The sequence below is a fragment of the Sellimonas sp. genome (genome assembly GCF_047234585.1).
Taxonomy (GTDB): domain Bacteria; phylum Bacillota; class Clostridia; order Lachnospirales; family Lachnospiraceae; genus Sellimonas; species Sellimonas caecigallum.
Map to the genome: position 1 here is coordinate 67,540 of NZ_JBKSWG010000010.1, position 26,369 is coordinate 93,908.

26 protein-coding genes and 1 tRNA gene are annotated in these 26,369 nt (G+C 45.3%); 5 read left to right on the forward strand and 22 right to left on the reverse strand.

From position 1 onward, the window contains the following. Positions 1-89: 89 nt before the first annotated feature. On the forward strand, positions 90-944 hold the full coding sequence (locus ACLROL_RS05690; RefSeq protein WP_413067459.1) for an AraC family transcriptional regulator: 855 nt from the start codon (positions 90-92) through the stop codon (positions 942-944). A 117-nt stretch (positions 945-1,061) separates the two neighbouring features. On the opposite strand, the gene glmM is transcribed toward ACLROL_RS05690, so the two are convergent. After that, complete coding sequence (glmM, locus tag ACLROL_RS05695) at positions 1,062-2,408, reverse strand: phosphoglucosamine mutase (protein WP_087212837.1); 1,347 nt, start codon at positions 2,406-2,408, stop codon at positions 1,062-1,064. Positions 2,409-2,706: 298 nt separating this feature from the next. Between glmM and ACLROL_RS05700 the strand changes: the two genes are divergently transcribed. Continuing rightward, positions 2,707-3,267, forward strand: coding sequence for a DUF3793 family protein (locus ACLROL_RS05700; RefSeq protein ID WP_413067460.1), 561 nt, complete (start codon positions 2,707-2,709; stop codon positions 3,265-3,267). Between the two features lie 57 nt (positions 3,268-3,324). Beyond that, on the forward strand, positions 3,325-3,747 hold the full coding sequence (locus ACLROL_RS05705; protein ID WP_221919919.1) for a flavodoxin: 423 nt from the start codon (positions 3,325-3,327) through the stop codon (positions 3,745-3,747). 196 nt (positions 3,748-3,943) lie between these two features. On the opposite strand, the gene ACLROL_RS05710 is transcribed toward ACLROL_RS05705, so the two are convergent. Continuing rightward, positions 3,944-4,861 carry an LPXTG cell wall anchor domain-containing protein gene (locus ACLROL_RS05710; RefSeq protein ID WP_413067461.1) on the reverse strand — a complete coding sequence of 306 codons (918 nt, stop codon included), beginning with the start codon at positions 4,859-4,861 and terminating at the stop codon, positions 3,944-3,946. Between the two features lie 76 nt (positions 4,862-4,937). Further along, complete coding sequence (locus ACLROL_RS05715) at positions 4,938-8,960, reverse strand: hypothetical protein (protein WP_413067462.1); 4,023 nt, start codon at positions 8,958-8,960, stop codon at positions 4,938-4,940. Between the two features lie 619 nt (positions 8,961-9,579). On the opposite strand from ACLROL_RS05715, the gene ACLROL_RS05720 reads away from it, so the two are divergent. Continuing rightward, a complete protein-coding gene (locus ACLROL_RS05720; protein ID WP_413067463.1) occupies positions 9,580-11,058 on the forward strand; it encodes a hypothetical protein in 1,479 nt (492 codons plus the stop codon). A 53-nt stretch (positions 11,059-11,111) separates the two neighbouring features. Here ACLROL_RS05720 and ACLROL_RS05725 read toward each other — a convergent pair whose 3' ends face one another. The 17 genes from ACLROL_RS05725 to ACLROL_RS05805 all read right to left on the reverse strand — a co-directional run bounded on the left by ACLROL_RS05725 (position 11,112) and on the right by ACLROL_RS05805 (position 25,130). After that, a complete protein-coding gene (locus ACLROL_RS05725) occupies positions 11,112-12,290 on the reverse strand; it encodes a phosphoribosylaminoimidazolecarboxamide formyltransferase (RefSeq protein WP_413067464.1) in 1,179 nt (392 codons plus the stop codon). 13 nt (positions 12,291-12,303) lie between these two features. Further along, positions 12,304-13,017, reverse strand: a complete 714-nt coding sequence (locus ACLROL_RS05730) for an IMP cyclohydrolase (protein WP_413067465.1) — start codon at positions 13,015-13,017, stop codon at positions 12,304-12,306. A 156-nt stretch (positions 13,018-13,173) separates the two neighbouring features. Continuing rightward, positions 13,174-13,602 (reverse strand): hypothetical protein, encoded by a 429-nt coding sequence (locus tag ACLROL_RS05735; RefSeq protein WP_087203072.1) that lies wholly within the window; start codon positions 13,600-13,602, stop codon positions 13,174-13,176. Between the two features lie 134 nt (positions 13,603-13,736). Continuing rightward, on the reverse strand, positions 13,737-14,240 hold the full coding sequence (gene greA, locus ACLROL_RS05740) for a transcription elongation factor GreA (protein WP_413067466.1): 504 nt from the start codon (positions 14,238-14,240) through the stop codon (positions 13,737-13,739). 17 nt (positions 14,241-14,257) lie between these two features. Beyond that, positions 14,258-15,664 carry an alanine/glycine:cation symporter family protein gene (locus ACLROL_RS05745; RefSeq protein ID WP_413067467.1) on the reverse strand — a complete coding sequence of 469 codons (1,407 nt, stop codon included), beginning with the start codon at positions 15,662-15,664 and terminating at the stop codon, positions 14,258-14,260. Between the two features lie 104 nt (positions 15,665-15,768). Then, positions 15,769-16,125, reverse strand: coding sequence for an arsenate reductase family protein (locus tag ACLROL_RS05750; RefSeq protein ID WP_087203069.1), 357 nt, complete (start codon positions 16,123-16,125; stop codon positions 15,769-15,771). Positions 16,126-16,127: 2 nt separating this feature from the next. Next, the gene (locus tag ACLROL_RS05755) at positions 16,128-17,483 is read right to left on the reverse strand and encodes an MATE family efflux transporter (protein WP_413067468.1); all 1,356 of its coding nucleotides are present in this window, start codon (positions 17,481-17,483) and stop codon (positions 16,128-16,130) included. A gap of 21 nt (positions 17,484-17,504) precedes the next feature. Next, complete coding sequence (locus ACLROL_RS05760) at positions 17,505-18,521, reverse strand: alpha-hydroxy-acid oxidizing protein (protein WP_087203067.1); 1,017 nt, start codon at positions 18,519-18,521, stop codon at positions 17,505-17,507. A gap of 151 nt (positions 18,522-18,672) precedes the next feature. Further along, positions 18,673-18,984: an AzlD domain-containing protein gene (locus tag ACLROL_RS05765; protein WP_087203066.1), complete on the reverse strand. Its 312-nt coding sequence runs from the start codon at positions 18,982-18,984 to the stop codon at positions 18,673-18,675. Continuing rightward, complete coding sequence (locus tag ACLROL_RS05770; RefSeq protein WP_087203065.1) at positions 18,974-19,702, reverse strand: AzlC family ABC transporter permease; 729 nt, start codon at positions 19,700-19,702, stop codon at positions 18,974-18,976. The genes ACLROL_RS05765 and ACLROL_RS05770 overlap by 11 nt, the downstream gene beginning before the upstream one ends. 22 nt (positions 19,703-19,724) lie before the next feature. Continuing rightward, a complete protein-coding gene (locus ACLROL_RS05775; RefSeq protein ID WP_221920386.1) occupies positions 19,725-20,063 on the reverse strand; it encodes a winged helix-turn-helix domain-containing protein in 339 nt (112 codons plus the stop codon). Between the two features lie 15 nt (positions 20,064-20,078). Then, a complete protein-coding gene (gene modB, locus ACLROL_RS05780; protein WP_087203063.1) occupies positions 20,079-20,750 on the reverse strand; it encodes a molybdate ABC transporter permease subunit in 672 nt (223 codons plus the stop codon). 14 nt (positions 20,751-20,764) lie between these two features. After that, positions 20,765-21,586 (reverse strand): molybdate ABC transporter substrate-binding protein, encoded by an 822-nt coding sequence (gene modA, locus ACLROL_RS05785; RefSeq protein ID WP_413067469.1) that lies wholly within the window; start codon positions 21,584-21,586, stop codon positions 20,765-20,767. A 34-nt stretch (positions 21,587-21,620) separates the two neighbouring features. Then, entirely contained in the window at positions 21,621-22,574 is a 954-nt protein-coding gene (locus ACLROL_RS05790; protein WP_330620616.1) for a molybdenum cofactor synthesis domain-containing protein, read from the reverse strand. A gap of 5 nt (positions 22,575-22,579) precedes the next feature. Then, complete coding sequence (moaA, locus tag ACLROL_RS05795; RefSeq protein WP_413067470.1) at positions 22,580-23,557, reverse strand: GTP 3',8-cyclase MoaA; 978 nt, start codon at positions 23,555-23,557, stop codon at positions 22,580-22,582. Continuing rightward, positions 23,538-24,038 (reverse strand): cyclic pyranopterin monophosphate synthase MoaC, encoded by a 501-nt coding sequence (gene moaC, locus ACLROL_RS05800; protein ID WP_087203059.1) that lies wholly within the window; start codon positions 24,036-24,038, stop codon positions 23,538-23,540. The genes moaA and moaC overlap by 20 nt, the downstream gene beginning before the upstream one ends. A 15-nt stretch (positions 24,039-24,053) precedes the next feature. Continuing rightward, the gene (locus ACLROL_RS05805) at positions 24,054-25,130 is read right to left on the reverse strand and encodes a molybdopterin-binding protein (protein ID WP_287448863.1); all 1,077 of its coding nucleotides are present in this window, start codon (positions 25,128-25,130) and stop codon (positions 24,054-24,056) included. A 256-nt stretch (positions 25,131-25,386) separates the two neighbouring features. Between ACLROL_RS05805 and ACLROL_RS05810 the strand changes: the two genes are divergently transcribed. Further along, positions 25,387-25,698, forward strand: coding sequence for a rhodanese-like domain-containing protein (locus ACLROL_RS05810; RefSeq protein WP_087203058.1), 312 nt, complete (start codon positions 25,387-25,389; stop codon positions 25,696-25,698). A gap of 78 nt (positions 25,699-25,776) precedes the next feature. Here the strand turns inward: ACLROL_RS05810 and ACLROL_RS05815 are convergent, their stop codons facing one another. Further along, complete coding sequence (locus ACLROL_RS05815; protein WP_330625634.1) at positions 25,777-26,058, reverse strand: DUF1905 domain-containing protein; 282 nt, start codon at positions 26,056-26,058, stop codon at positions 25,777-25,779. 123 nt (positions 26,059-26,181) lie between these two features. Then, positions 26,182-26,252, reverse strand: a tRNA-Trp gene (locus tag ACLROL_RS05820). Positions 26,253-26,369: the final 117 nt, after the last annotated feature.

A 26,369-nucleotide genomic window follows, 5' to 3' on the forward strand; every position in this document is an offset into this window, starting at 1 on the left:
CCTGTTTTATACCCATATGCTGTTTTTATGCCATATTATTTGATATAATCCAGCATTTTGGTATATAATATGCACAGGAGGGACACGCTATGAACAATCTTCTTTTCTCAATTTTCCCAAATGAGAATTTTATCGATCTTGCTTTATATCAATACGGCTGGGAACACTGTGCCCCGGCACATACATTTGGGCCAGCTACCCGAAATCACTATCTGTTCCACTATGTCATTTCCGGCACAGGAACACTCTATGCCGACAATAAGAAAGGAGAGACCGTCCGCTATACGATCAAAAGCGGAGAGGGGTTTATGATTTTCCCAAATCAAATCTGTACATATACAGCAGACAAAGATCTCCCCTGGGAATATACATGGATCGAATTTGACGGTCTGAAGGTAAAAGAATCTGTCCAGATTGCCGGCCTTTCACAGGATCAGCCAGTATACCACTCCCACTCTAGAGAACTCCGTCAAAGCATGAAGGAAGAGATGCTCTATATTGTACATCATCCACAAGAGCCTCCTCTCCATCTTCTTGGCCATGCCTACCTGTTTCTGGATTATTTTACCCGCTCTATCACGCCATTCCGCCTTATGAAGAGCGGATCTATCCAGGAATTTTATATCAAGGAAGCCATCAATTTTATTGAGCAGAATTTTCAAAACGATATATCTATCGAAGACATCGCGGCCCGCTGTGGACTGAACCGGAGTTATTTCGGCACAATTTTTCGAAAAGCCCTCGGGCAATCTCCCCAGGAATTTCTGATCCAATATCGTATGATCAAAGCAGCAGAGCTTTTGAAACTTACCAAACTTACCATTCAGGATATCGGGAGCGCTGTAGGGTACTCAAATCCCCTTCATTTTTCCAGGGCTTTTAAAAATGTGTACGGTCTGTCTCCACGTACATGGAGAAGCCAAAATCAGCTGCAAAGATCTTGACAGACAGGACGCTCTTTCTGCATCTGGACATGCACGACATCAAAAAACGGAATGTGTTTCTTTTGAAATTTGTCATGAAACACATTCCGTTTTTTCTTTTATTCTACTTTTATAATTTTACGCCGTCACAAGTCCTTCTTTCTCCATCACATCTACAACTTGTTTTACGTATTTTTCACAGAGTTCATCCGAAGACGCCTCTACCATGACACGGATAACCGGCTCCGTGCCGCTCTCTCTCACAAGGATACGTCCGTTATCCCCCAAAGCGGCGCTCACATCTTCTATCGCTTTGATGACTTCTGGATTTTCCCGTGCTGTTTTCTTGTCTGCCACCCGGACGTTCTTTAAAAGCTGAGGATAAATCATCACTTCTTCCGCCAGTTTTGAAAGACTCATCTTCCTCTCCAGAATGACTTCCATCAACATAAGGGAAGTAAGGATCCCATCTCCCGTCTTCGCATACTTGCTGAAAATAATGTGCCCGGACTGTTCCCCGCCAAGGACAAAATTATTCTGCATCATATTTTCATACACATATTTGTCCCCCACGGCTGTCTTTTCGTATTTCATACCGATCTTATCACATGCTTTGTAAAGACCAAGGTTGGACATGATCGTAGTGACGATCGTATTTCCATTTAATCTTCCCTGCTCCATCAGATATTTTCCGCATATGTAAAGAATCAAATCGCCGTCAACCACATTTCCATTCTCATCCACAGCCAGGCAGCGGTCCGCATCTCCGTCATACGCAAACCCCACATCCAGATGTTTTTCTCTCACATGTGCCTGCAACACTTCGATGTGGGTAGATCCACATGCAGTATTGATATTCGTACCGTCCGGATTGTTGCTGATCACATAAGTTTTCGCCCCAAGTGCATCAAATACGCTCTTTGCAATAGCAAATGCGCTTCCATTTGCACAATCAAGACCAATCTTCATATCTTTAAATGATCTTGTAGCGACGGAAATCAAATGGCCAATATACCGGTTTCTTCCCGCTGCATAATCAACCGTACGGCCGATATCATCCCGCACAGCAAGCGGAAGTTCCTCGATTTCTCCATCGATATAAGCCTCAATCCTATTCTCCACTTCTGCTTCCATCTTATATCCTTTTCCATTGATCAGTTTGATTCCATTGTCATAAAATGGATTGTGGCTGGCAGAGATCATGATGCCGCAGTCAAAATCTTCTGTACTTGTCACATAAGAAACACTTGGAGTTGTAGTGACATGAAGCAGATACGCATCCGCACCTGATGCAGTAAGTCCTGCCGCCAGCGCATATTCGAACATATAGCTGCTTCTTCTCGTATCCTTTCCGATGACGATGCGGGCTTTGTGTTCTCTTCCATAATACCACCCCAGATATCGTCCCACTTTAAAAGCGTGATCTACCGTAAGTCCGACATTTGCTTCTCCCCTGAATCCGTCTGTACCAAAATATTTTCCCATCGCTTATACTCCTTTATATTTTTTTGTTTTATCTGCCGTTTTTTTTGTACTATTTGCATATGCCTATTTTATTATATCCACCTGAGCCCAATTTTGCAACTCTATTTCCTGTTTATTTTGTCTATACAAATTTTTTCTTTTTTTCCAAAAAAACAGTTGACAACTTTTTCTCTTTGTGATATCTTTTCATTAGTTAGTTATTGCTAACCAAAATAGACGGGTAGTTTTACCTAATCCGTTTCTTTTTTTCTTCCTTAGTTAGCTTTTACTAACTCTCGTTTTAAGGAGGTACTTGTATATGTTTGATAGAAAATTAGTCGAACATTGTTCCGCTGTCCTGGCTGGTTTAAAGACAGCGAATCTTTTTTCCTATTCGCTTTGCCCAGGAGACGATCTCCAGAATATTGTTGCAAGCTGGAACCTGAGCTTAAATACGAAAGGAATTACTCTTTTCATTCTCAAAGAAACGAATCAAAACGCGCTTATTTATGTCTGCCGCACTGGCAGGCTTGAGTCCGACTTAAAACGAGAGTGTGTAAAAAGCTTTTTGAAAAAATATGGATATAAAGATTTTACTGCTCTTCAGGCAATCCATAAACTGAAAAGCCGTCTTCAGGAATCAGAATCCTTCCCGCATGAGATCGGACTTTTTCTCGGTTATCCTTTTGAAGACGTGAAAGGTTTTATCGAGAACGGCGGAAAAAACTGCAAATGCTGCGGTTATTGGAAAGTTTATGACGACGAAAAGTCAAAACAGAAATTATTTCAGAAATTTAATAAATGCCGGGAAGTTTATACACGGCTTTTTTATTATCAGATCAGATCGATCCAGCAGCTCACTGTAGCTGCCTACGAATAAAAAAAGTTTCATTCATGTAAAAGAATAATACTATTTATTATCAGGAGGTAAACACAAATGAGTCGTATTGCTGTAGTATATTGGAGTGGTACCGGACATACCGAAGCCATGGCAAACAAGGTCGCAGAAGGCGCTTCTTCCGCCGGAGGAGATGTCACAGTACTGACAGCCTCTGAATTCCATGCATCCATGATGGATGATTTTGATTCCATTGCGTTTGGCTGCCCTTCCATGGGTGCAGAACAATTGGAAGAGTCTGAGTTTGAACCGATGTTCCAGGAATGTACATCCAAGCTAAGCGGGAAAAAAATCGCGCTGTTCGGTTCCTATGGATGGGGCGATGGAGAGTGGATGCGAAACTGGGAAGAAGACTGCAAAGGCTATGGTGCTTCTCTTACGTGTAATCCGGTCATCTGTAATGAAGACCCGGATGCAGAAGCCGAGAATAGTTGTATAGAACTTGGAAAAACTCTTGTATAAAGATTTATTTATATAATAGTTTTTTACACTATGTGTATCTCTCAAAATGTTTCCTAAATTCCGAAAAAGCACACTTTCGAGTGTGCTTTTTCGTGTCTTGGGCATCTGATATTTTAAAAGAGGGTGTCCTCAAACCATTTCCTGGTTTTCGGACACCCTCAGGATTTCTAAAATGAACCCATTTTATTTCCTGTGACTAAAATTTTCTCTTTTTAGAAATCACAACTGCAGCAGCACCCAGTGCAACAGCCATTGCCCCAGACAGAGCAGCAACCGGAGCGTTATCTCCTGTCTTTACTGTCTCTGGCTTCTGTTCTGCCCCTGTAGTTTCATTACCCGCTGTATCTGTCGGATTTTCTGGCTCTTCCGGGTTGGACGGATCTGTTGGGTCCGTTGGGTCTTCCGGATCTGTCGGATCCACTGGATCTACTGGATCTACCGGATCTATCGGTTCCTCTTTTTCAATGATCGTGTGCGTTCCAGGGATCACGGTCACTTTTTCGTAGTTAGATGCCGTCGTTTCATCTGCAACACCGTTGATCGGGTGCTGTCCCACAGCATCATCTGCACCTTCACATGCGATGGAAGCCAGGATCGTGTCAATATCTCTTGCAGCCACGTTTGTTGTCTGATACGTGTATTCAATCGGATCCGTGCTTCCAAGTTCTGTTGTGATGTCATCAATCTTCACAACAGCTTCCGGCGCTTTTTCGATGACAAGCATTGCATAGACATCTACAGCCGGGAGATGATCTTCATCTCCGAGGTAACTTGCGGTAACCTGATACGTTCCGGCATCTACCGGTTTTTCTGTATCAAAATATTTTCCATCCACTCCCACATAATACAGTGTAGGTTCTGCGACTTTTTCGCCTCTTGAATTGTAGACGTCCGCCTGAAGTCCGTGTGCCTCTCCATCGTAAGTCTCCACTACATAGCGATCTTTAAAATGGATCACTGAGACATCTTTGACGGCAGACTTTCCGTCTTCTGTTACGGCAGCATCCGCTTCTGTCGCGGTAGTATCCGCTGCTTTTGTCATCAGCGGCGCTGTACCTGCGCCCACTGTTACAGCAACTGCGGCTGCAAAAACTGCCAGCCATTTCCTTTTCATTTCCAAATAACTCCCTTTCTTTTATGTATTTATTTTTTATCTGCCAGGCAAAAATGCCTGGCAGCAAAAAATCTTTTTATTTCTCTTTGAAAGCGCTTGTTTCGCTTCCTACTGGTGCCGGAGCATCTGCACCTTTTTCTACCAGCATGATCTTGATGCCTTCCAGTCTGTAGCTGTATCCTGCTGTACCTGCGGATTCGCCGTTTTTAGCCCATCCGAGCCATCCAAACTGCTGTGCATGTACACAGTAATATACATCATATTTCTCTGCCATATCGCCTTCCAGCTTGATCTGGATTGCTTCGAGACGTTTGCTTTCTCCCTGTGTTCCGGAGCGCTGTCCATCTGCTGACCATGCATCTTCCCAGCCATAAGTCTGTACATGTGTTTTGTACTTGATACTGCTCTTGCCATCGTTTGTCGGAAGATTGATGCGGATCTGTTCGAGACGCTTGCTTTTGCCTACTGTACCGGCTGTTATTCCATCATAAGCAAATCCCTGATCTCCGTAATTCTGTACGTGTACGGAATACTCGATCAATTTTTCTTCAAATGGATTTTCTGTGTCGCCAGGAGCTTCTGCGTCTTTCTTCACAAGTTTAACCTGGAATGCTTCCAGTCTGTATCCATATCCTGCTGTACCAGCTTCTTCGCCGTTCTTAGCCCAGTCAAGCCATCCAAACTGCTGTGCATGTACACGATAGTATACATCATATTTGTCTGCAATCGGTCCATCCAGTTTGATCTGGATTGCTTCCACACGTTTGCTCTGCAGCTGAGTTCCGGCCATTTCGCCGTCTTCTACCCAATCCTGCCAGCCGATGCCCTGTACGTGAGCTTTATACTGAATGGAATCTTCCGCTGTCGCATTTTCCAACTTGATATAGATGGATTCCATACGCTTGCTCTCATTTTCTGTTCCGGAAGATTCGCCGTCAGATACCCACGGACGATCGCCGTATGTCTGTACATGACTCATATATGTGACAGAAACATCTTTGGAACCACATTTTGTACAGATACCGTTTTCATCGTATGTACATGCTTCATTTTCTACAATTACAGTACCGCACACTTCACACACTGCACTGTGTGTTCCGTCATTGTTGTACGTATATTTTTCTACATGCGTTCCGGCCGGAAGTGTCACAGTCTCAGAATTTGTCCATTCATGTCCGCCTTCGCTGACTTTTGCTGTGTAAGTCACATTACCGCCCTTAGCACATTCAAATCCTTCTTCGTATGTCTTTTCGACTTCAGCGGAAACGACTTTTGTCGGGATATCCTGACCGTAAACACAGTCAACAAGCGCCGTCGGGCATACATCACACTGGAATGTTGCCTGGCATGTAGCATGATCTTCTGACCATGAATATGTCGGTTCTACTGCGCCGTATGTATGTCCTGTCGGATCTCCTTCTTCCAGTTCATCCTTTGCAGCAAGGCAGCGCGGACATACGTTCGTGGAACCTGTATTCCATTCGCCATCTGTTTTTGTATAGTACTGTTCGTCTACCGGAAGGTAATGATGGCCAAGCGCTTCTGTCGCATTTGTCCTTTCTGTTCCTTCGATGAGACCACAGTCTGCACAGCGGCTTTCTGTGTACCCTTCTGTCTCGCAGCTTGGAGCAACCGTGACGTCTGTGTAGTTATGGCTTGTGCCTGTAAGTTCACTCATGGATTTTACATCCACTAAGTTTGCACTCCACATGAATTCGTCATTGTCATTGACTTCATTGTTGTAGTTAAAGTAGGAATTGTATCCCGGCGTGTAGTTTGTCTCTTCAAAAGCATATCCGAGATTCTCCTGGTCATCCATGCCTGTTTTTCCGGAAATCCAGCCAAGGTTTGTGGCAACAGACACGTACATGTTGCCATCATTCTTGATCGTCATGGATGCGATCGGTTTGTCGTAAAGAGTGATATCCTTGTCCTCGCTGTCGTTTGGCACAACATTGAATCCAAGTCCTCCAAGTGCAACCGTCATATCTCTCTTCGCGCTGACTTCATTGTATTCCAGGATCTGTTTTACTTCGCCTGTTTCCAGATTGTATGTACAAACTGTATTGGCGATATTGAAGTAGAACAGTCCGTTGTACACAGATCCGGAGATCTGGATGGACGGATATTTTTCCTGGTATGCCTGGTGTTTTGCATACAGATCTTTGATGAGGTCGTTTGCCACCATCTGTCCGTCAACCAGTACAGTACCTTCCACAAAGTCTACAAGTGTAGTAAATGTCTTGGATGTATCTGCCTCACTTCCATCATGGTAAACAAGCTGGTAGTCCGTGTCTTCCTGCCAGTCTCCCCAGCCGGAATTTCCGTCTTCAGCCTGTGTAGAAACACCGTTCATACCACCGAACTGTCCAAGCATGGAAACCATGTCTGTGGAATCATAGAAATAGTAGTACTTGCCGTCCACAACATCTACCGGGCTCTTGATAAACGGAAGCCAGGAAGATTCGTAAGTTGTGTCGGTGGCAATATTTTGATATAACGTATCGATGTTGCTGTAATATTCGTCGTACAGCTTCCGGATTGTACTGTCGCTTACCATAAAGTACAGATGGTTCATGTTTCCGTCTGTCTCTACACGGTCACGCATCATACATTCGATGTAAATGTCTGTGTAGCATGGGTCAACATAGTACCACTTTCCATCTACCTTCACTGCGTTCCAGTAATGGTCGGAATCGAATTTATCCTGTTCTTCGCCAAACATGGTAACGCTTGCATCGTATGTGATGCGCACATAGTCTACCATGTAAGGCGCGTCAGGGCTCCACTCCTTCTCGGCAACTGTAACCGGATCGCCGTTTTCATCTTCTACTGGGTTTCCCTCTGCATCCACAGCCTGTGTTTCCTCTGTCTGGATGTAATTCAGCTGCTGCTTTGTCTTCCAGGATCCATCTTCGTTTTTATAGATTTCCGGGAATGCATTCTGGACAAGAAGGGTGTACGCGTTGGAGTATCCAAGACATACGCCGTTCTTCATGACAAGCGGTCCGAACTGGTTCCCTTTCCAGAGTCCTTCGATATTTCCAGCCATTTCTGCCGGAATCTCCTCATCGTCTGCCGGAACCCAGGATTTGCCCGGCTCCGGGGAAGTCATGCCCATGAGCATGCCCATGTCAAACTGTGACCACTCTGCCAGCCAGTCGTTCAGGACGAGAAGCTTCTGTACCGTCGTCATGCCGTCTTTGATCTGGCTCACGCCTTCCTGGATAGCGGCAGCCAGATCTTGTCCATAATATTGCATTGCCTTCGCATTTCCCAGCTGGAACATCATGACAGTGCCGTAAAGTGTCATGTAGTCAACTTTTCCGTCTGCCATATCCTGTTGGGAAATTCCAGCTGTGACAAGGAGGGAACCAAGTGGTCCGTACCATCTGTCTTCCGTCGACTCTGATTCCTTTTGGCCATAGAACGGAGTCTGCACGCCGAAGATATCCGGATAAGAGTCGATGAAAGCCTGATACTGCGCGTAGGCTGTCAAAATCTCCGTTTTCTGTTCGTCTGTCATCGGGACACTGCCTTCCTGGCTTCCGTCCCCGCCTTCGCCGTCTGCAAGTTCGCTTACTTCCTCAGATGCGGCTTTGAGCGCCGGATCTCTGGAAATCGTCAGGACATCTGCCTGTCCGTCTGCTCCCGCGATCACTTCCGTCTCCACCAGTGTGTCGGCGCTGTTCTCTGTCAGCACCTGTTCTGTGATGGCTTCCGCCTCCTCTGCCTTCAGTCCGTATTCGGACAGATCCATGGCAGTAGCTTCCGGCTCCAGGAAAATATTTTCCTCGATATCACCTTTGACTGCTTCATAGTCGACAGAACGAGCCTCCAGAGCTTTTCTTACTGTCTGCGCTTCCTGGCTTTCTTCCGCAGATTGCTGAGAAATCGCGGAAGTCTGTCCCAGCATCTTTGCCGCTTTCAGGAAAGAATCCGCTCTCTCTTGCGCAGCCGCTGCCGGATTCAACCCGGAAGAAGTGCTTGTCTCCTGTGTTGTCTGTGCGTCTTCCGCCAGAGCCACAGCAGGTACCGCTCCTACTGTCATGGATGCAGCAAGCATGACAGCAAGAATGGTTTTCATTCTTTTTCTCATTATTTTCTCTTCCCCTTTCCTCTTAAAATAATGAAATTTGTAATCCGGACGCAGCCTTTTGACCGCATCCTGTGCAGGAATCCTGCAAGTACGTCACACTTTACAAATTCAGATATTCCTGTGTCCTCAATCCTTTAGAAGCCTTTTCTGTCTGCAAGTGGAAGTACCGACGCCGCAGGTCGGGTATTCCCCTTTCCGCGGCAGCTAAGATCCGAAAAACCGGCATCTTAATCTGGTTATCCTCAACATTCTCCAAAGAAAGTATCCTCGTTTCCGAAGAGTGTTGCAGCAGTGTTTTATCTACCCCTTACTTTCCCCTAGAACAGATAACCTACGTCGTTATTTCAGGGCATAAAAACCCCTTTGACGTATATAGTTATATTACTCTTCCCACATATGTTTGTCAACAAAAACCCCCCTTTGTTTCCCATAGAAAACAAGCGATTTTAAGGGGTTTTTCCATCTATATGACGTCCCGGATCTTCCCGGATATTTCCGGATAAAAAATGAAAAAAAAGACTCACTATTTTCCAATCTGCTATCACTGCTTTTTCTTGTCGATTCTTTTTCATTGTGATACACTGTTTCTATGAACTTTTTGATTTAATGAGGTGGGGAAATGAACGAAAAGAACAGATTCAGCAATCTGCTGGAGCAATTGATGCAGACAGCAGATTTGAAAAATTATACGCTTGCTCAGGACCTCCAGTACGACGTATCGTACATCAGCAAATGGGTAAGCGGAAAAATGCTGCCTGCGGAAAAAAGTGCAGCCAAAGTCTTGCGGGAAATCAGCCATTCCATTGTCTGCTCTCTGAATTCGACTATGAAACAGACTCTTTACAGTGATTATCGGGTCGGTACAGCGCACGATCTTGAAATGGCAATCTATGATCATCTTTCAGCGGAGTACAACTATGTCAAAGATCTGAAAAAGAGTACTGGGCATGACATCGCTCCTAAAACTTCCTTTTTTCCAGAGCTTACGCTCCCTCAGTTTGTCTCAAAAATGTGGCATCCTGTTCTGAGGCGCGTCAAAAGTCTGGATATCATGTGCGCCATGGATATCCTTTCTATGGAGCACGAATATCGTCTTGCCATCGCAGGCATCCAAAACTCACACCTTGTCAATGAGGGTGATTATCCAAACGTGCACTTTTCTATGCTGATCAACCTGGATCTCAAAGATCTGGACTATGTGTACGATTCTATCTTTCTGATCAATATGCTTACAAGCTTTGCCAATGTCGATTTCCAGCTCTATGGCGGGACTCAGGCTTACGGGAAAGCAATGTTTGTCGTAAGAGACGCCTTTGCAATCTCAGGCATGCTTCTTGATCAAAATCACTGTATGTCAGTCACTACAACAGAAGATCCGGAAATCTGCAATACTCTATATCATAATCTGAAATCCATGTTCAACCGGGAGTCTCTGATCTTTCGCAGGATTACCATGCAGGACATGTTAAAAAACTATAACTATATCCAATCCATTCTTTCCACAAAACTGCGCTGGCTTCTCGGGCATATGACGGAACATTTTCTTCCGGATGACCTGTTCGACCAGATTCTTATGAAGGCGTACTCTTCCGGGGACTGGGAGATCGGTATCACAGAACTTCAGCGCATTCACAGTTTCACAAAGGGCATTCTCGATGAAGCGTCCATACAGATTATGCTGTATGAGTCAGCTCTCAATGATTTTGCCGTATCCGGGGAACTGGATTTTTATAACCACAAAGTGTATCTGAATTTTGAGCAGCGTCTCTGTTTTGCTCAGCATCTTCTGTCACTGTTAAAGAAAAATCGTCAGCTCAAGGTCAAACTGATCCGGGGCAAATTTGTATCAGACTTTCAGTATATCGCCAATCCTTGTCTGTTTTTGTCCGATATCTTCAGTTATTTAAGGCTTGTCAAAAGCAATGCGGAAAAAAACATCGTTTCTTTTAACAATACGATGATCCGGAATCTTTTCGACAACTTCTATTCCGAAATATGGGAGTATCATCCTGACGTCGTCATCAGCGATCCGGATGCTGTCATGGCAAGCCTGCGGCATATTATCCAATCCATCCAGTTTATGTCCCGGATGGAATAAAAAATTGTACGGGTTCATTACGAACCCGTACAATTTTTTGTTAACACTTTCTTTTAGTGATGGAACAGGCGAATTCCGGTAAATGCCATAACCATTCCATACTTGTCGCATGTAGCGATGACATTGTCATCTCTCACAGATCCTCCCGGCTGCGCAATATATTTTACCCCGCTCTTATGTGCACGCTCAATATTGTCGCCAAACGGGAAGAATGCGTCCGATCCCAGAGTCACATCTGTCATCTGATCAAGCCATGCTCTCTTTTCCTCTGCAGTGAATACGTCCGGTTTTGTCTTGAAGATTTTCTCCCATGCTCCATCTGCCAGCACATCCATGTATTCTTCTCCGATATACAGATCAATGGCATTGTCCCTGTCCGCTCTTCCTATTCCATCCACAAACGGAAGTTCAAGGACTTTTGGACACTGACGCAGGAACCAGTTGTCCGCTTTATTGCCTGCCAGCCTTGTACAGTGAATTCGGGACTGCTGCCCTGCACCGATACCGATAGCTTGTCCGTCTTTCACATAGCAGACGGAGTTGGACTGTGTGTACTTCAGTGTAATCATAGAAATCGCCATATCGATCTTTGCCTGACAAGGAAGCTCTTTGTTTTCTGTCACGATGTTAGAAAACAGGTCGTCATCTATCTTCAGTTCGTTTCTTCCCTGTTCGAATGTGATGCCAAATACATCTTTATGCTCAACCGGCGCCGGAACATAGTCCGGATCGATCTCAATAATATTGTAATTTCCTTTTTTCTTCTGTTTCAGTATTTCCAGTGCTTCCGGCTCATACCCCGGCGCGATGACGCCGTCGGACACCTCTCTTTTGATGATCTTTGCAGTAGAGACATCACATACATCAGAAAGTGCAATGAAATCTCCAAAAGAGGACATTCTGTCCGCTCCCCTTGCGCGCGCATACGCACATGCAAGCGGGGACAATTCTCCCAGATCATCCACCCAGTAGATTTTTTTCAGTGTGTCGGACATCGGAAGTCCTACCGCTGCACCGGCAGGGGATACATGCTTAAATGAAGTTGCTGCCGGAAGTCCTGTAGCCTTCTTTAACTCCTTCACAAGCTGCCATCCGTTAAACGCATCCATAAAGTTGATGTATCCCGGACGTCCACAAAGTACTTTGATCGGGAGCTCACGTCCGTCATTTACAAATATACTTGCCGGTTTTTGGTTTGGGTTGCACCCATATTTCAATTCTAATTCTTTCATTTTTCATCCGCTCCTATTTGTTTTTATTTACAATTCTTGTTTCATACTCGCCTGTCGCGATGTCAATATACCTTACAAATAAAGAAACTTTGTTGTCTTCATTCAGACTGTTCCACAAAAGATCTGTAAAGACATCCATGTCGTCCGGTATGGAGATCAGTTTTGGTTCTCCCTCAAAGCTTGGAAGCGGATTTCCGTCACATTTGTACGTGTGGATAAAATGTCCTTCTCCTGCTTTCGGATTTGTGTACGCAAATGTGTAACGGTGGCAGCTGTCCGGATCTCCGCCGTTGCTCTTTAAAATAGACATCGCATAGTTATATGTTCCGCTCTCGATATGCATGATACCGGAAATACGAGGTGTATAGTTCGGTGCATCCGGCTCAAATTCCCTACATCTTAAGGACTGTTCGAATGTGAGCTGCTTATCCATGCCCTCGTAGATCGTGTCCGTCTGATCCCCGTTCGTCACGATCGTCTTATTTCCAAGCACTCTTACCGGTGCGTAGATGATCAGGCTCGGATCCGTCAGTTTGGACGGGTCAAAAGCCTGTGTGCGGATCCCCTGGCCCTCTTCGACGAATACGCGGTTTCGGCTGTTCTCACTTCTTCCCATAATGAAGTACGCAGTCACTGCCTTTGTTCCATCCTGTGACTTTCCGATAATGATACCTCTTCCCGGGTAAGAATTGCCTTTCAGTTCCTGTTCGATTGATAACATTTCCATGAATTTTCTCCTTTGCCGTTTGTTTTTCATGCTTCTTTTCCATTATAACGCAAATTACCACTGGTATTCCAGTGGTAATCGCCTTTCTATATGTAAGTATTTCTAATGAACATTATGGCTATCCGCTTATCAAAGACAGATAGCCTGCGTTCTTTTTTATAGGAACTGTTTGTATTTTTCCACATTGTTTTCTTCAAATTTGTAAAGTTTCCTCATCAGATGAAGACTGTCCGTATCCGCCTTCTCATATTTTCTCAAATCCTGAAGCGCATTCGTTACTCCCATACTGCTGCCCTCGATAAGCATCTGTGCCAGATGAGAAGAAGACTTGTCTTTTATCGTCTGGATATTGATCATAAAATACGTTTTCAGCTTATCGAACATGCCGATGGATTTTTCATCGTGTCCGTTTTCCCGCAGAAGCCTTGCAGCTTCTCTGTGGAATTCTTCATATTTCTCCTTCTGATTTTTCAGACACTCTTTCAGTTTTTCATCTTCTGCTATTTCGATGATCTGACTCAATGTGTCGATCCCCATCTGGGAATTCTGGTAGACAAAATTCAGAAGCTCTGCATTTGCGTTCATTTTTCTTTCTCTCCTTTTTCCTCTTTTTTGCTAGTATGCGCCTTTTTTCCTGTTTTAAACAAAAGAGATGGGACTTTTCTGCAATAGAAAAAGAATCCGGCATACCGGATTCTTTTTCGCAGTGTACACAGGTTTTAATAACTCCTGATCTTGTCATTTTCATCATCTGTTGTCTTTCGGATCGATCGGATAACGACATGATAGCTGTAATCATCACTCACTTTTACTGTGACTCGATCTCCCACATGTTTTTTCAATATGGCTTTCCCAAGAGGAGACTCGATACTGATCTTTCCGTCCAGAGAATTTCCCCGGATGGATGTGACAAGTTTGAAGACATCAGTCTCGTCATCTTCCTCAAAATAGATTTCTACCATATTGTTTAATCCGACTTCATCCTCTTTCGAAGTGTCCTCCACAATCCTGGCCGTTTTCAGCATTCTTTCCAGATAGCGAATCCGGCTCTCATTTCTGTTTTTATCTTTCTTTGCCGCATGATACTCAAAGTTTTCGCTGAGATCGCCGTGGGCTCTCGCCTCTTTTACCGCTTCTATAGCCTCTTTTCTTACTACCAGCTTTCTGTACTCGATCTCCTCTTTGATCTTGTCCACATCATGCTCTGTGAGTTGTTCCCTCATTTTCAAGACTTCCTTTTCTATTCTTTCTTCCAGCATTCCGTATCCATAATACCCAGTTTTTTGGGACGAAATACCGGATCAACTCCCATTTTACGCTGCTTTTCATAATCTTTCAACACTTTGAATGCTATTTTCCCAAGCATGAGAATCGCCACAATATTCACTGCTGCCATACATCCCATCGTGATATCCGCAATATTCCAGATCAGAGAAAACTCCGCCTGTGCTCCGAAAAAGACAGCAAGCACGCATGTGATGCGAAATCCAGCAAGAAGAACTTTGTTGTCTTTTATAAACTTTATATTGGACTCTGCATAGTAGTAATTTCCGATCAAACTGCTGAATGCAAAGGCAAAAATAGAAAATGTGATAAAATGGATCCCCCAGCTTCCTACATTGACGGATATGGCTGCCTGGACAAACGAAATACCATCCAGTTTTGCCGGCACTCCTTCCACTCCTGAGACGAGAAGCATCATCGCAGTTGCCGAACAGATCAGGATCGTATCAATAAATACGGAGACAACCTGCACCATCCCCTGTTTGGCCGGATGGGAGACAGAAGCACTGGCTGCCGCATTTGGTGCACTTCCCATCCCTGCTTCATTTGAAAAAAGTCCCCTCTTGATACCAATGACTACCGCACTTCCGGCCATACCGCCAAACATGGCACGAAAATCAAAAGCATTTCGGAAGATCATCCCGAACACTTCCGGAAGAACTGTAATATGTGTCACGATCGTAAAAGCTCCCAGAAGAAGATATCCCATGGCCATGACCGGCACGATGACTGATGTGATAAAGCCAATCCTGTGGACGCCTCCAAAGATGACCGCCGCCGTCGCTGCAGCTATAATACCTCCCACAAAGACCGGATAAATCGTGTCCGTGTACCCTGGGATATAATATTCCAGCGCAGAAGACATATTGTAGGACTGAAGTCCATTAAAACCGTATGCAAAACAGATGATGAGAAGAACGGAAAAGACTACGCCAAGCCATCTCTTTTTCAGAGCCTTTTCCATATAATAGGACGGACCGCCTCGAAAATCTTTTCCGTCTTTCACTTTGTAGACCTGTGCCAATGTGCTCTCCACAAATGCGGATGCACCGCCGATCAGTGCCATCAGCCACATCCAGAAAACAGATCCTGGACCTCCTGCCGCGATAGCTGTCGCGATGCCGGCGATATTTCCTGTCCCCACACGTGAAGCAGTCGAGATCATCAACGCCTGAAAGGAGGAAACTTGCTTCACTCCATCCTTTTCTTTTCCTTTTTCCAGGATCACTTTGAGTGCATCTCTAAGCAGACGCAGCTGCACCCCTTTTGTCCGCACAGTAAAATACACTCCTGTACCTACAAGTAAGAACAAAAGCGGATACGTATAAAGGAAATCATTTACTTTTGACAAAATATCATTCATAGTATCCCCCTGTTTTTGAATTTTTTGTTAGCAGTTGATTCATTATAACAGCTTTATTATCAAAAAAACAGGGTAAAATTGACTAAAAATGAATTATTTATCTTTTATTTATTCATTTTCTCAATCCAATCTTTCTCTCTGAATCCAGGTATAGTAAAGTCTTCCCCAACAAGAAGAGGTCTCTTGACGAGCATTCCGTCTGTGGCAAGCAGCTCATACTGTTCTTCCTCACTCATCTGAGGAAGTCTGTCTTTGAGTCCCAGTTCCTTATATTTCATACCGCTCGTGTTAAAAAAGCGCTTCAGCGGAAGACCGCTTTTTTGATGCCACTCCATTAATTCTTCCTTTGTTGGATTCTGTTCTATGATATGGCGCCTTTCAAACTCTGCGCCTTTTTCTTCCAGCCATTTCCCGGCCTTTTTACATGTCGTTCATTTCGGATATTCAACAAATAGCAACATCTTTATTCCTCCTGTTTTTTTCTTAACTCTTCCGGCATCCATTTTCCTTTCCATGCATACAGAATCATCAGAACTGCCCCGATTCCCCAGGATATTGGGTAACACAAGTATACCCCTCGGATCGTTTCAAAATACGGAACCACAAACTGTACCCACAATACTCTGCATACACACAGCGAAAACAGGATGATGAGCATTGGCGGCACGGTCTTTCCGGTTCCACGGATCGTACCAGCCATCTCGTGCATAATACTCAAAATAAAATAGAATGGACAGAAATACCACATCGCCAGCGTTCCATAATAGACGACATCTGCATCGGATGTAAAGATTCCGATAATCTGATCAGAAAATGCAAGAAGCAGGCCCCCTGTCACGATCGTATACACAAATCCCATGGCCAGCGTGACCCACATTCCCTTCTTTACCCGGTCAATCCTTCCAGCCCCGATGTTCTGTCCTGTAAAAGTAGTCGCTGCCATACTAAAACTCATGACCGGAAGTATATTAAATCCATCTACTTTTATGTAAGCCGCAAATCCTGCCATCGCCTTTGCCCCAAATGTGTTGACGCTGGACTGCAAAAGCACATTTGAAAAAGAGATTACCATATTCTGAATCCCTGTCGGGAGTCCAATCTTGATGATCCGCATCCCCATCTTCCCGTTCCATCTGATCTCTTTCATTTTTAAGTGGTAAAGATCGTCCACTTTTACAAGAAACCGCAGGATAAAGATGCAGGACAAAACCTGGCTGATATCGGTGGCGATGGCGACACCCGCTACGCCCATGTTGAAAAACACGACAAATACCAAATCCAACACAATATTAGAAACGGATGCCACTGCCAGGTAGACAAGCGACCTTCTGGAGTTTCCTACCGCATTTAAAATCCCGGCTGACATGTTGTAGATTACATTGAATATCAATCCGCCAAAGTAAATCCGCAGATAAAGAATAGACTGATCCATTACCTGGGCTGGAGTTCCCATCCATTTCAGAAGGATCGGACTTGCCACGATGCCAAGAACCATAATGACTGCCCCGGCGATGACGGCAAGGGCAATGGTCGTGTGAACTGCTGTCTGTACTCCCTTTTCATCTCCAGCCCCATAATGCTGTGCAATGACGACTCCGGCTCCAGCGGATGCACCGATACAGAAAGCGATCAGAAGGTTGATCAGTGAACCGCTTGATCCCACAGCCGCCAGCGCATCGCTCCCGACAAAATTTCCCACGATAATGGAATCCGCAGTATTGTAAAGCTGCTGGAGCAGGTTTCCGAGAATGAGCGGAATCGAAAAAAACAGAATCTGCTTCCAGATGTTTCCGCTCGTCATAACCGTTGTTCTACTCATATGGATTTTCCGCCCCTTGCCTTAGCATCTTACCATATCTCTTGTAATCTCTTTCAGAGAATCGGCTCCGCACATGGACATCGTATCGGCAAGCTCTGCTCCGATCTTCTCGATGTATGTTTTCACGCCTTCTTCTCCGCCTCCGAATACAGCCGTCACAAATGGACGACAGATCAGAACGCCGTCTGCTCCCAGTGCCAGCGCCTTAAATACATCTGTACCCGAACGGATTCCTCCGTCCACAAATATCTTCATCTTTCCTTTTACAGCGTCTGCAATCTCCGAAAGCACTTCCGCTGTGGCCGGACACTGATCCAGCACTCTTCCTCCGTGATTGGATACAACGATAGCATCTGCCCCTGCTGCTTCTGCCTTCAGTGCACCGCGAACCGTCATTACCCCTTTTACGATAAACGGCACATTTGTCATTCTCACGATCTTATGAAGCTCTTCTACGGATTTTCTTCCGGCCGGAGGGGTCATATTTTTCAAAAACGGCAGTCCTGCAGCATCAATATCCATGGCCACCGCAAATGCATTGGCACTCTGTGCCTGATTCATTTTTTCCTGAATCGTTTCCAGGTTCCACGGTTTGATCGTCGGGATTCCCATTCCGCCTTCTTTGGCAATCGCCTCCGTTGCAAATTTCATGACATCTGCATCCACGCCATCGCCGGTAAACGCAGCGATTCCGGCTTTTGCACAGGCCGAAACCAGGACATCATTATACGACTGATCGTTGTACTTCTCCCCGTAGTGGAGATTGACTGCTCCTACTGGTCCTGCAAAAAATGGATATTTCATCGTGTGACCGAAGATCTCCAGTGATGTATCTACCGGTTTATTAGCGCAGATCGTATCCATATTGACACGGATTTCCTGCCATTTATCGTAATTGCGGATAGCTGTATCCCCAACCCCTTTTGCCCCAGGTCCCGGGATCTGATTTCTGCATGCACGCCCATTACATACCGGACACGCCTTACAATAGTTCCCGATACAGGTTCTTGCTTCTTTCAAAATTTCATCATAGGTCATTACACTCTTCCTCCGTTTCTTTCATTTCTCTGTTTATTGTAACAAACTCTCTTAAAAACCGCAACACACAGCGCAGAATGGTCTCTCTCTTCGTCCTGCTGTCCACACATCAAAAAAAGAAACGGACACTTCTCAATGTTCCGCTTCTTCATTACATGAAAATGATCACTTCACTGATCCACACAACTGCACATGCACCACAGGCTATCTGAAACAGACTTTTTCCACGATAGGCCAAAAAGATGGCCGCCAAAAGTCCCAGCACCGCCGACCACACAGAGTCTGTTGCCGTCAAAATCGCTGGAAATGTCATAACTGCCAATGTAACATACGGCACATAAAATAAAAAAGACCGGATTGTTTTATGTCTGATCTGTTTCCGTATGAGCGTAAGCGGCAGCATCCGGATGCCGTAGGTAACTAGCGCCATCACAAGAATGTAGATATAAATATTATGCTCCATCGTTCTCCTCCTCTTCCCCCTCTTTTATCGGGAAAAGTATCGCTGCAGCCCCCGCGATCAGGATAGTCAGAATGATGATCCTCATTCCCGACGATATCTCCCTTACCCAGGGAAGATACGCCATTGCCGTGCTTGCCGCCATCGCGGTCACGATGATACCGGCAATGATTCTGTTTTCTTTGCAGGGTGGTATGATGACCGCAATAAACATTGCGTACAGAGCAACGCTCATGGCGCTCAGCACCCTGTCCGGCAGGATTTCCCCCGATACAACTCCAACATATGTCCCGATCGTCCATCCGGGAATTGCTGCAGACATCATGCCGTAAGAGTAAAATGGACTCAATCTTCCAGATGAGGCAACGGACACTCCGAAAATCTCATCCGTCACGCCAAAGGCTACAAGAAATCTGTGCCCTATCCCCGCCCTCGGATCAATCTTCTGTGAAAGCGCACAGGACATCAGACAGTACCGAAGATTGATGATCAGCTGCGTGAACGCCATCTCCGCGTATGCCGCTTGGGATGTGATCAAAGACAGCGCGGCAAACTCGCCTGCTGATGTCAGATTTGTAAGCGACATGAGGGCTGCCTGAATCGAGGTAAGTCCTGCCTTTCTCGATGCAATTCCCAGTGTAAACGATACCGCCAGATAACCAAGTCCGATGGGAACCCCGTCTTTGATCCCCCTCACAAACCACTTTCCTTTTTGCTCCACTTTTTATCCCCCTGTGTTTTCGTTATCCGAAATATTGTGAAAACAGTTTTTCCATCTCCTGCTTCAGTCTGTTTTCCATTCCCCGATATTTTAGCAGAAATTCTTTCCCTTCACAAGTCAGTTCACTCTTTCCGCCATGTGCTCCTCCGTTGTGTGTATGTAAAAAAGCAAAACCAAGCTCCTTTTCTGCGCGCTTTATGATCTTCCATCCTTTGGAATAGGACATTCCCATTTTGGCGCACGCTGCCTGGATGGAACCTCTTTCCTCAATATATTCCAGGAGTTCTGCCACACCGGGTCCAAAAAAACGCTCATCTTTTTGAAATGTAAGCCGAAGCCCCGGCTGTATCACTTCTGCCATCTTTTCTCTCCTCCTCTACATTTTGATCTCTCTGTCCGCCTTTGCCGTCATGTTCATGATCCACACAGCAATAAATGCCACCCCAAGAATCACAGCCACATAAATCCATGCACGATCCATGTTTCCTGCAGCCACTTCGGAGTAAACTGCAAGCGGAAGCGTCCTCGTCTTCCCCGGGATATTCCCGGCCAGCATTGCGGTGGCCCCGTACTCGCCAAGCCCCCGTGTAGTGGAAAGGATCATTCCGGACAGGATGGACGGAAATGTACATGGAAACAAAATCTTCCACAGGATCCCCCATTTCCCAAGTCCCATCATTTTGGCCTCCTCGATCATATTCTGATCGATCTGTTCAAACCCGGCTTTTGCCGATCGGTACATCAGCGGAAAAGAAACTATGACCGCAGCAAGCACCGTGGCAAACCAGGAGAAGGCAATGCGAAATCCAAACACGTCTTCAACAAAGCTTCCGATCGGACGGCGGGCACCGAACAAATACAGAAGAAAAAAACCCGCAACTGTAGGCGGCAGGACAAGGGGGATCGTCAAAATCCCGTCCACAACCGCCTTCAGCCGCCTCCCTTTGATAAACATGACCGCCCAGGCCGCAAGAATTCCCAGCACGAACGTAACTGCAGATGCACAGGCGGTTGTTTTCAATGAAATCCATACGGGAGAAAAGTCCATTGTTCACTTGCCTCCTATTTTACATCTCTGTAGTCTGAAAATCCGTAAGATTCAAACACTTCCGAAGCTTCGTCCGATGTGATAAAATCATAAAATGCTTTCGCAGCTTCCGGGTTCGGCGCATCTTTTGTTATTGCCGCCGGATAGAGAACCGGTGATTTTAAAGAACCTTCCGGTGCTTCCGCCATGACTTTCACTTTATCCGTCGTAGCTGCATCCGTCGCGTAAACGATGCCGCAGTCCGCAGATGCCTCTGCCACCCAGTTCAGCACTTCCGTCACATTCGTTCCGAAGCTTGCCTTCGCGGACACTTCCTCCCACAGTCCAAGAGAGGTAAGTGCTTCCTGTGAGTACTGCCCCACCGGAACGCTGGCTGTATCTCCCAGCGCAACGGTACCTGCATTCTTTATATCTTCGAATGAAGCAAATGTCTTGTCCGAGACAGAAGGGGTAATGAGCACGATCTTATTTTCCAGCATATTGAGTATCGTATCACTGTCGATCATACCCTCATCATTCAGCTCGTTCATCTGCTTTTCTGCCGCCGAGAAGAAAATATCTGCTCCGAGTCCTGCCTCAATCTGCTGCTGAAGCTTTCCGGAAGAATCATAAACTCCCTCGACTTTTACATCCGGGTATTCCTTTTCAAATTCCGGGATCAGCTTTTCCGTAAACGCGTACTCCAACGAAGCTGCAGCTGCCAGTGTGACAGTCCCTTCCACTTTTGTCTCTTCTTTTTTTGTTTCTGTTTCCTCTTTCTTTTCCTCTGACTGGCATCCAACTAAAGAGAATACCATAATCGCTGCAATCATCCCTGCCAAAATCTTTTTTTTCATTTTTTTCCGCCTTTTTCTTCTGTTTACACCCTTTTTACGATCTACCGCATTCAGACTCGCTTCCCTTTAAAATCCCAAGCCCATGGATAACACTGTCCAAAATGATCTCCATACTTTCCTTTACCGCTTTGGGACTTCCCGGGAGATTTACGATGAGCGTCTTTTCCCGTATTACAGAAACTCCCCTGGAAAGCATGGCTCTCTTCGTATATTTCATGGATTCATATCGGATTGCCTCTGCAATACCAGGCGCATTCCTTGTCATCACTTCCAATGTAGCCTCCGGTGTCGTGTCTCTTTCGGAAAATCCAGTACCTCCTGAAGTTAAAATCAGGTCCACCTGTCTTTGGTCAGAAAGCCGGATCAACTCTTTTTTTAATCTTTCCTTCTCATCCGGAAGAATCTGCTTTTCTATCACACGGAATCCTGCCTCCAAAAGCGCCGTCTCCATGGCCGGCCCGCTCTTGTCTTCGCGAAGTCCCCTGCTTCCTTTGTCACTCATAGTAATCACAGCTGCAGTGAACGGCTCTGTGCCATCTGGAATCCTGACCGTCATGCTGTCGCCTTCCCTTATCACACCGGATGAAAGAACTTCCGCAAACACACCTTGCGTCGGCATAATGCACTCGCCCATCCGATGATAGATCTGACAATGCGTATGACATTCTTTCCCAATCTGAGTCATCTTCAGCACCACATCCCCGCATGTGAGGATCGTCCCCACCGGAAGTGAACGAAAATCGATGCCTTCTACTACAAGATTCTCTCCGAATGCGCCGTCCGAAACATCCGCGCCTCTTTGATTAAATTCCAGCACTTTATCATAGCTTAGCAGACTAACCTGCCGATGCCAGTTGCCGGCATGTGCGTCGCCTTCAATCCCGTAGTCCTTCCTAAAAAAAGCTTTCTGCACCGGTTTTTTTTCCGTTCCCCGTTTCTCACTTATACAAATCGCCTTTACGGTACCGATGATTTTCTTTTTGTCCATCTGTGTCATCCTCCAATCTGGCTCATCTTTTTATTTTCACTGATGTCCTCCGGATTCTCAAAACAGTGTCCGGAAGGTTTTTTCTTCCCTGCTTCCAGAAAAATCTGTCGGATCCGTTTTTTCCGCATCTCTTTATCCATCCCGCTTCGCACGATGCTTTTCATATCTTCCGCGTCATCATAGCAGAGACAATATTTCAGCTGGCCAGTACTCGTAAGTCTCAGGCGATTGCATTCCTTGCAGAACTTCCCGTGCATGGCGGAGATAAACCCGATTCTTCCGGCAAATCCCGGTATCTGATAGTATACTGCCGGTCCAAACCCAGCCTTTTCTTTTTGTTCAGCAGGATAGATTTCTGGATACAGCTCCCGGATCTTCTCCAAAAGCGCCCTGTTATCCAAGCTTTGAAATTGCTTTCCATATCCAATTGGCATCATTTCGATAAAGCGGACGTCCACAGGCATTTTCTCCGCAATCCTGACAAGATCCGGTATTTCTTCTTTGTTGATCTCCTCAGCCGCCGCCACGTTAATTTTTGTTCGGACACCTGACTGTACACATGCTTCCACAGCCCCCAGAACTAAGGCAAGACCATCTGTTCCCGTTATCTCCCGATACTTCTCTTTATCGAGGGTGTCCAGACTGATATTCACTCCATCAATACCTGCTTCCAAAAGTTTTGGAAGAAACTGTTTCAACAAAATGCCATTTGTAGTCATCATCACAGTCTCAATCCCAGGGATGCTTTTCAACATGCGGATACAGTCCGCACATCCTTTTCTCACAAGCGGTTCGCCTCCCGTAATACGCAGATGCCGGATCCCACTTTCAGAAGCTGCCTCTGCGATCTCTGCGATCTCTTCGTATGTCAAGATCTCTCGCATCGGCAAACTTTCTATATCAGAAGGCATGCAGTACTTGCATCTGAGATTGCACCTGTCTGTGATAGAAATCCTCAGGTAATCAATCGTTCTTTCGTTCATATATTCCGGATGCTCCTCCTTCTTTATAAAGCAGTGAGATATCTGTCATCTCCATACTTTTGTCCACCGCTTTACACATATCATAAATCGTAAGAAGTGCGATCTGAACGCCTGTCAGTGCTTCCATCTCCACTCCCGTTTTCCCTTCACATCGCGCGGTGCATCTGGCGCGGATATAACATTTCTTTGGATTCTTTCCATCCATTTTTCCCACCTCGTCAAAGTCCACCGACACTTTTGTCAGATTCAGCGTGTGGCAAAGCGGTATCAGCTCGCTTGTCTTCTTAGCTCCCATAATCCCCGCAATTCGTGCCACCCCCAGCACGTCTCCCTTTTTCATGCTTCCCTCCTGTATCTTCTGGAAACATGGTTCGGAGACACCGATATATCCTTCTGCCACCGCTTCTCTTCTTGTTATTTCCTTTCCCCCCACATCTACCATGGCGGCATTTCCTTCTTTGTCAAAATGTGTAAATTCCATATACTCCTCCAGATATTATTTTCCAAACCCACAGTTTGGATACGTACAGACAGGACATCCAAGGCAAAGTCCTCCTTCTCCCAGATCAGCAAGCTCCTCTTGCGCAATTTCATCATCTGCAAGGATCCGTGGAAGTACAATGTCGAAAATCGTCCTTTTCGCGTACATTACACATCCCGGCAGTCCGAGTATCGCTTTCTTTTCTTTCGTGTACGCCAGCATGAACATCGCTCCCGGCAGCACAGGTGCACCGTATGTCACAATATCAGCACCAGTATTCTTGATGGCAAGCGGTGTCCTGTCATCCGGATCTACGCTCATTCCCCCAGTGCAAAGTACGATGTCTGCACCTTGTTCCAGAAAATGCTGAATCGTCATCGTAACCATCTCATGGTCATCGTCACAGACTTTGTGCCCAATAATTTCCACATCATACTTCGACAGTTTTTCAAGCAGAACAGGTGTAAATGTATCACGTATTCTTCCTTTATATACTTCGCTTCCGGTTGTCACAACAGCCGCTTTTTTCTTCTGAAATGGCAGTATTTTCAAAACAGGTTCTCCACCGGTAAGTTCCATGGCCGCTTTCTCGACATCCTGCATCTTTTTTTCCTCGATCACAAGAGGGATAATCCTTGTCCCTGCAAGTTTATCTCCAGCCTTTACTTCCGTATTCCCATGGCGTGTGGCGATCATCATCTGTCCGAATCTGTTGACTGCACGAAGCGCATCGGAATTGACTTTGAACAGCCCGTCAACATCAGAAATCAGTTCGATCTTTCCTTCTTTTGCCTCCGTCGCTTTCATATATCGAAATGTCTTCTCAACTCCATCAAATGCCGCCTCCTCGGCGCTTCCTCCCTGGCAGATCTTTCTCAGGATTTCCGCCCCTTCGTCTTCATGGAGCATTCCTTCCTCCTTCTCCCATACGTACAGATGCTCCTTTCCAACACTCAAAAGCACTGGAATATCCTCTTCTGTTACCACATGGCCCTTTCGAAAGACCGGTCCCTTTTTCTCATCTTTTATGATCTGTGTGATATCATGGCATAAGATGCATCCTTTCGCATCTTCCGTCCTGATCAGTTTCATCTTCATTCTCCGTTCTCTTTTTAAATACCGTACTGTTTTTTAAAACATAACGATTCCAAACAAGTATAGCATGTTCTTTAGTCTCTTTCAATGCCGGATTCCTTGCAGCACTCTCCTGTTCTCGATTTTACATCTGTCCGTGATATGGTCACAGATTTTTTTATGAAATGTGATATACTGATTATAATATAAAAGAGCTGTAAATGGCTCCGCAGCAAATACACATACGAAACCCTCAAAGAAAGGATGACACTCTATGGAATACAAACATATTACTCAGGAAGAAGCAAAACACCTTATGGATACTGAACCAAACGTTATTGTGCTGGATGTCAGAAATCCGGAAGAATATTCCAACGGACATATCAAAGGAGCTGTAAATCTTCCAAATCCATCCATCACAAACCGTGAAATACCGGAGCTTCCGGACAAAGATCAGAAAATTCTAGTCTACTGCCTGTCCGGTCAAAGAAGCCGCATCGCAGCTAAAAAGCTTGCCATACTTGGGTACACAAACATCCATGAATTCGGTGGTATCGCAGACTGGAAATACGAGACAGAACTCTAATCAAAGCACCTGTTTATCCCGAAGAAAAAGACCAGTTCCGTTTTCTTGCACGGTCCTGGTCTTTTTCTTCTCTTTATATCAGCGCTCTTCTATCTCTATGTGAACCGAATCTCCTTCTCCCTTTCCGAGTTTTGTCCGTATAGATTTCAGAATTCCAATGATATAACAAACATTTCCATCTGGATCTTTTACCCCCATATTAACAATACTGCCATCATAAGGGACACCATCGAATTTTGCATGTACTTTTACTCTGCCTTTTCCAAATATTTTCCGGATATCCCAGGGAAAAATCACATACGCTCCCCCTTTATCCGGTATCTCATGGATGATTCCATCGTATTGAAATTTTTCCATCATAATAAATTCCCCGTTTCTTCCGTCTTTCACAGAAAAAGTTTGCCCTGCCGCGGCACAAGACATTCGCCTTCCATATAAAAATCATGGACAGCAAAAAAGCTCAGTTAAACTGAGCTTTTCAAACAGGGGATGAGAGAATCGAACTCCCGCTAAGAGTTTTGGAGACTCCTGTCATACCATTTGACCAATCCCCTATATCCTTTTTCTTACTGATATATGAAAAGAAACACCTTTCACAGGTGTCTTTTCCATGTATCTTCAAAACCACATATAAGCTACAGATCTCTCTTCATCCTTCTTCCTATCCACCA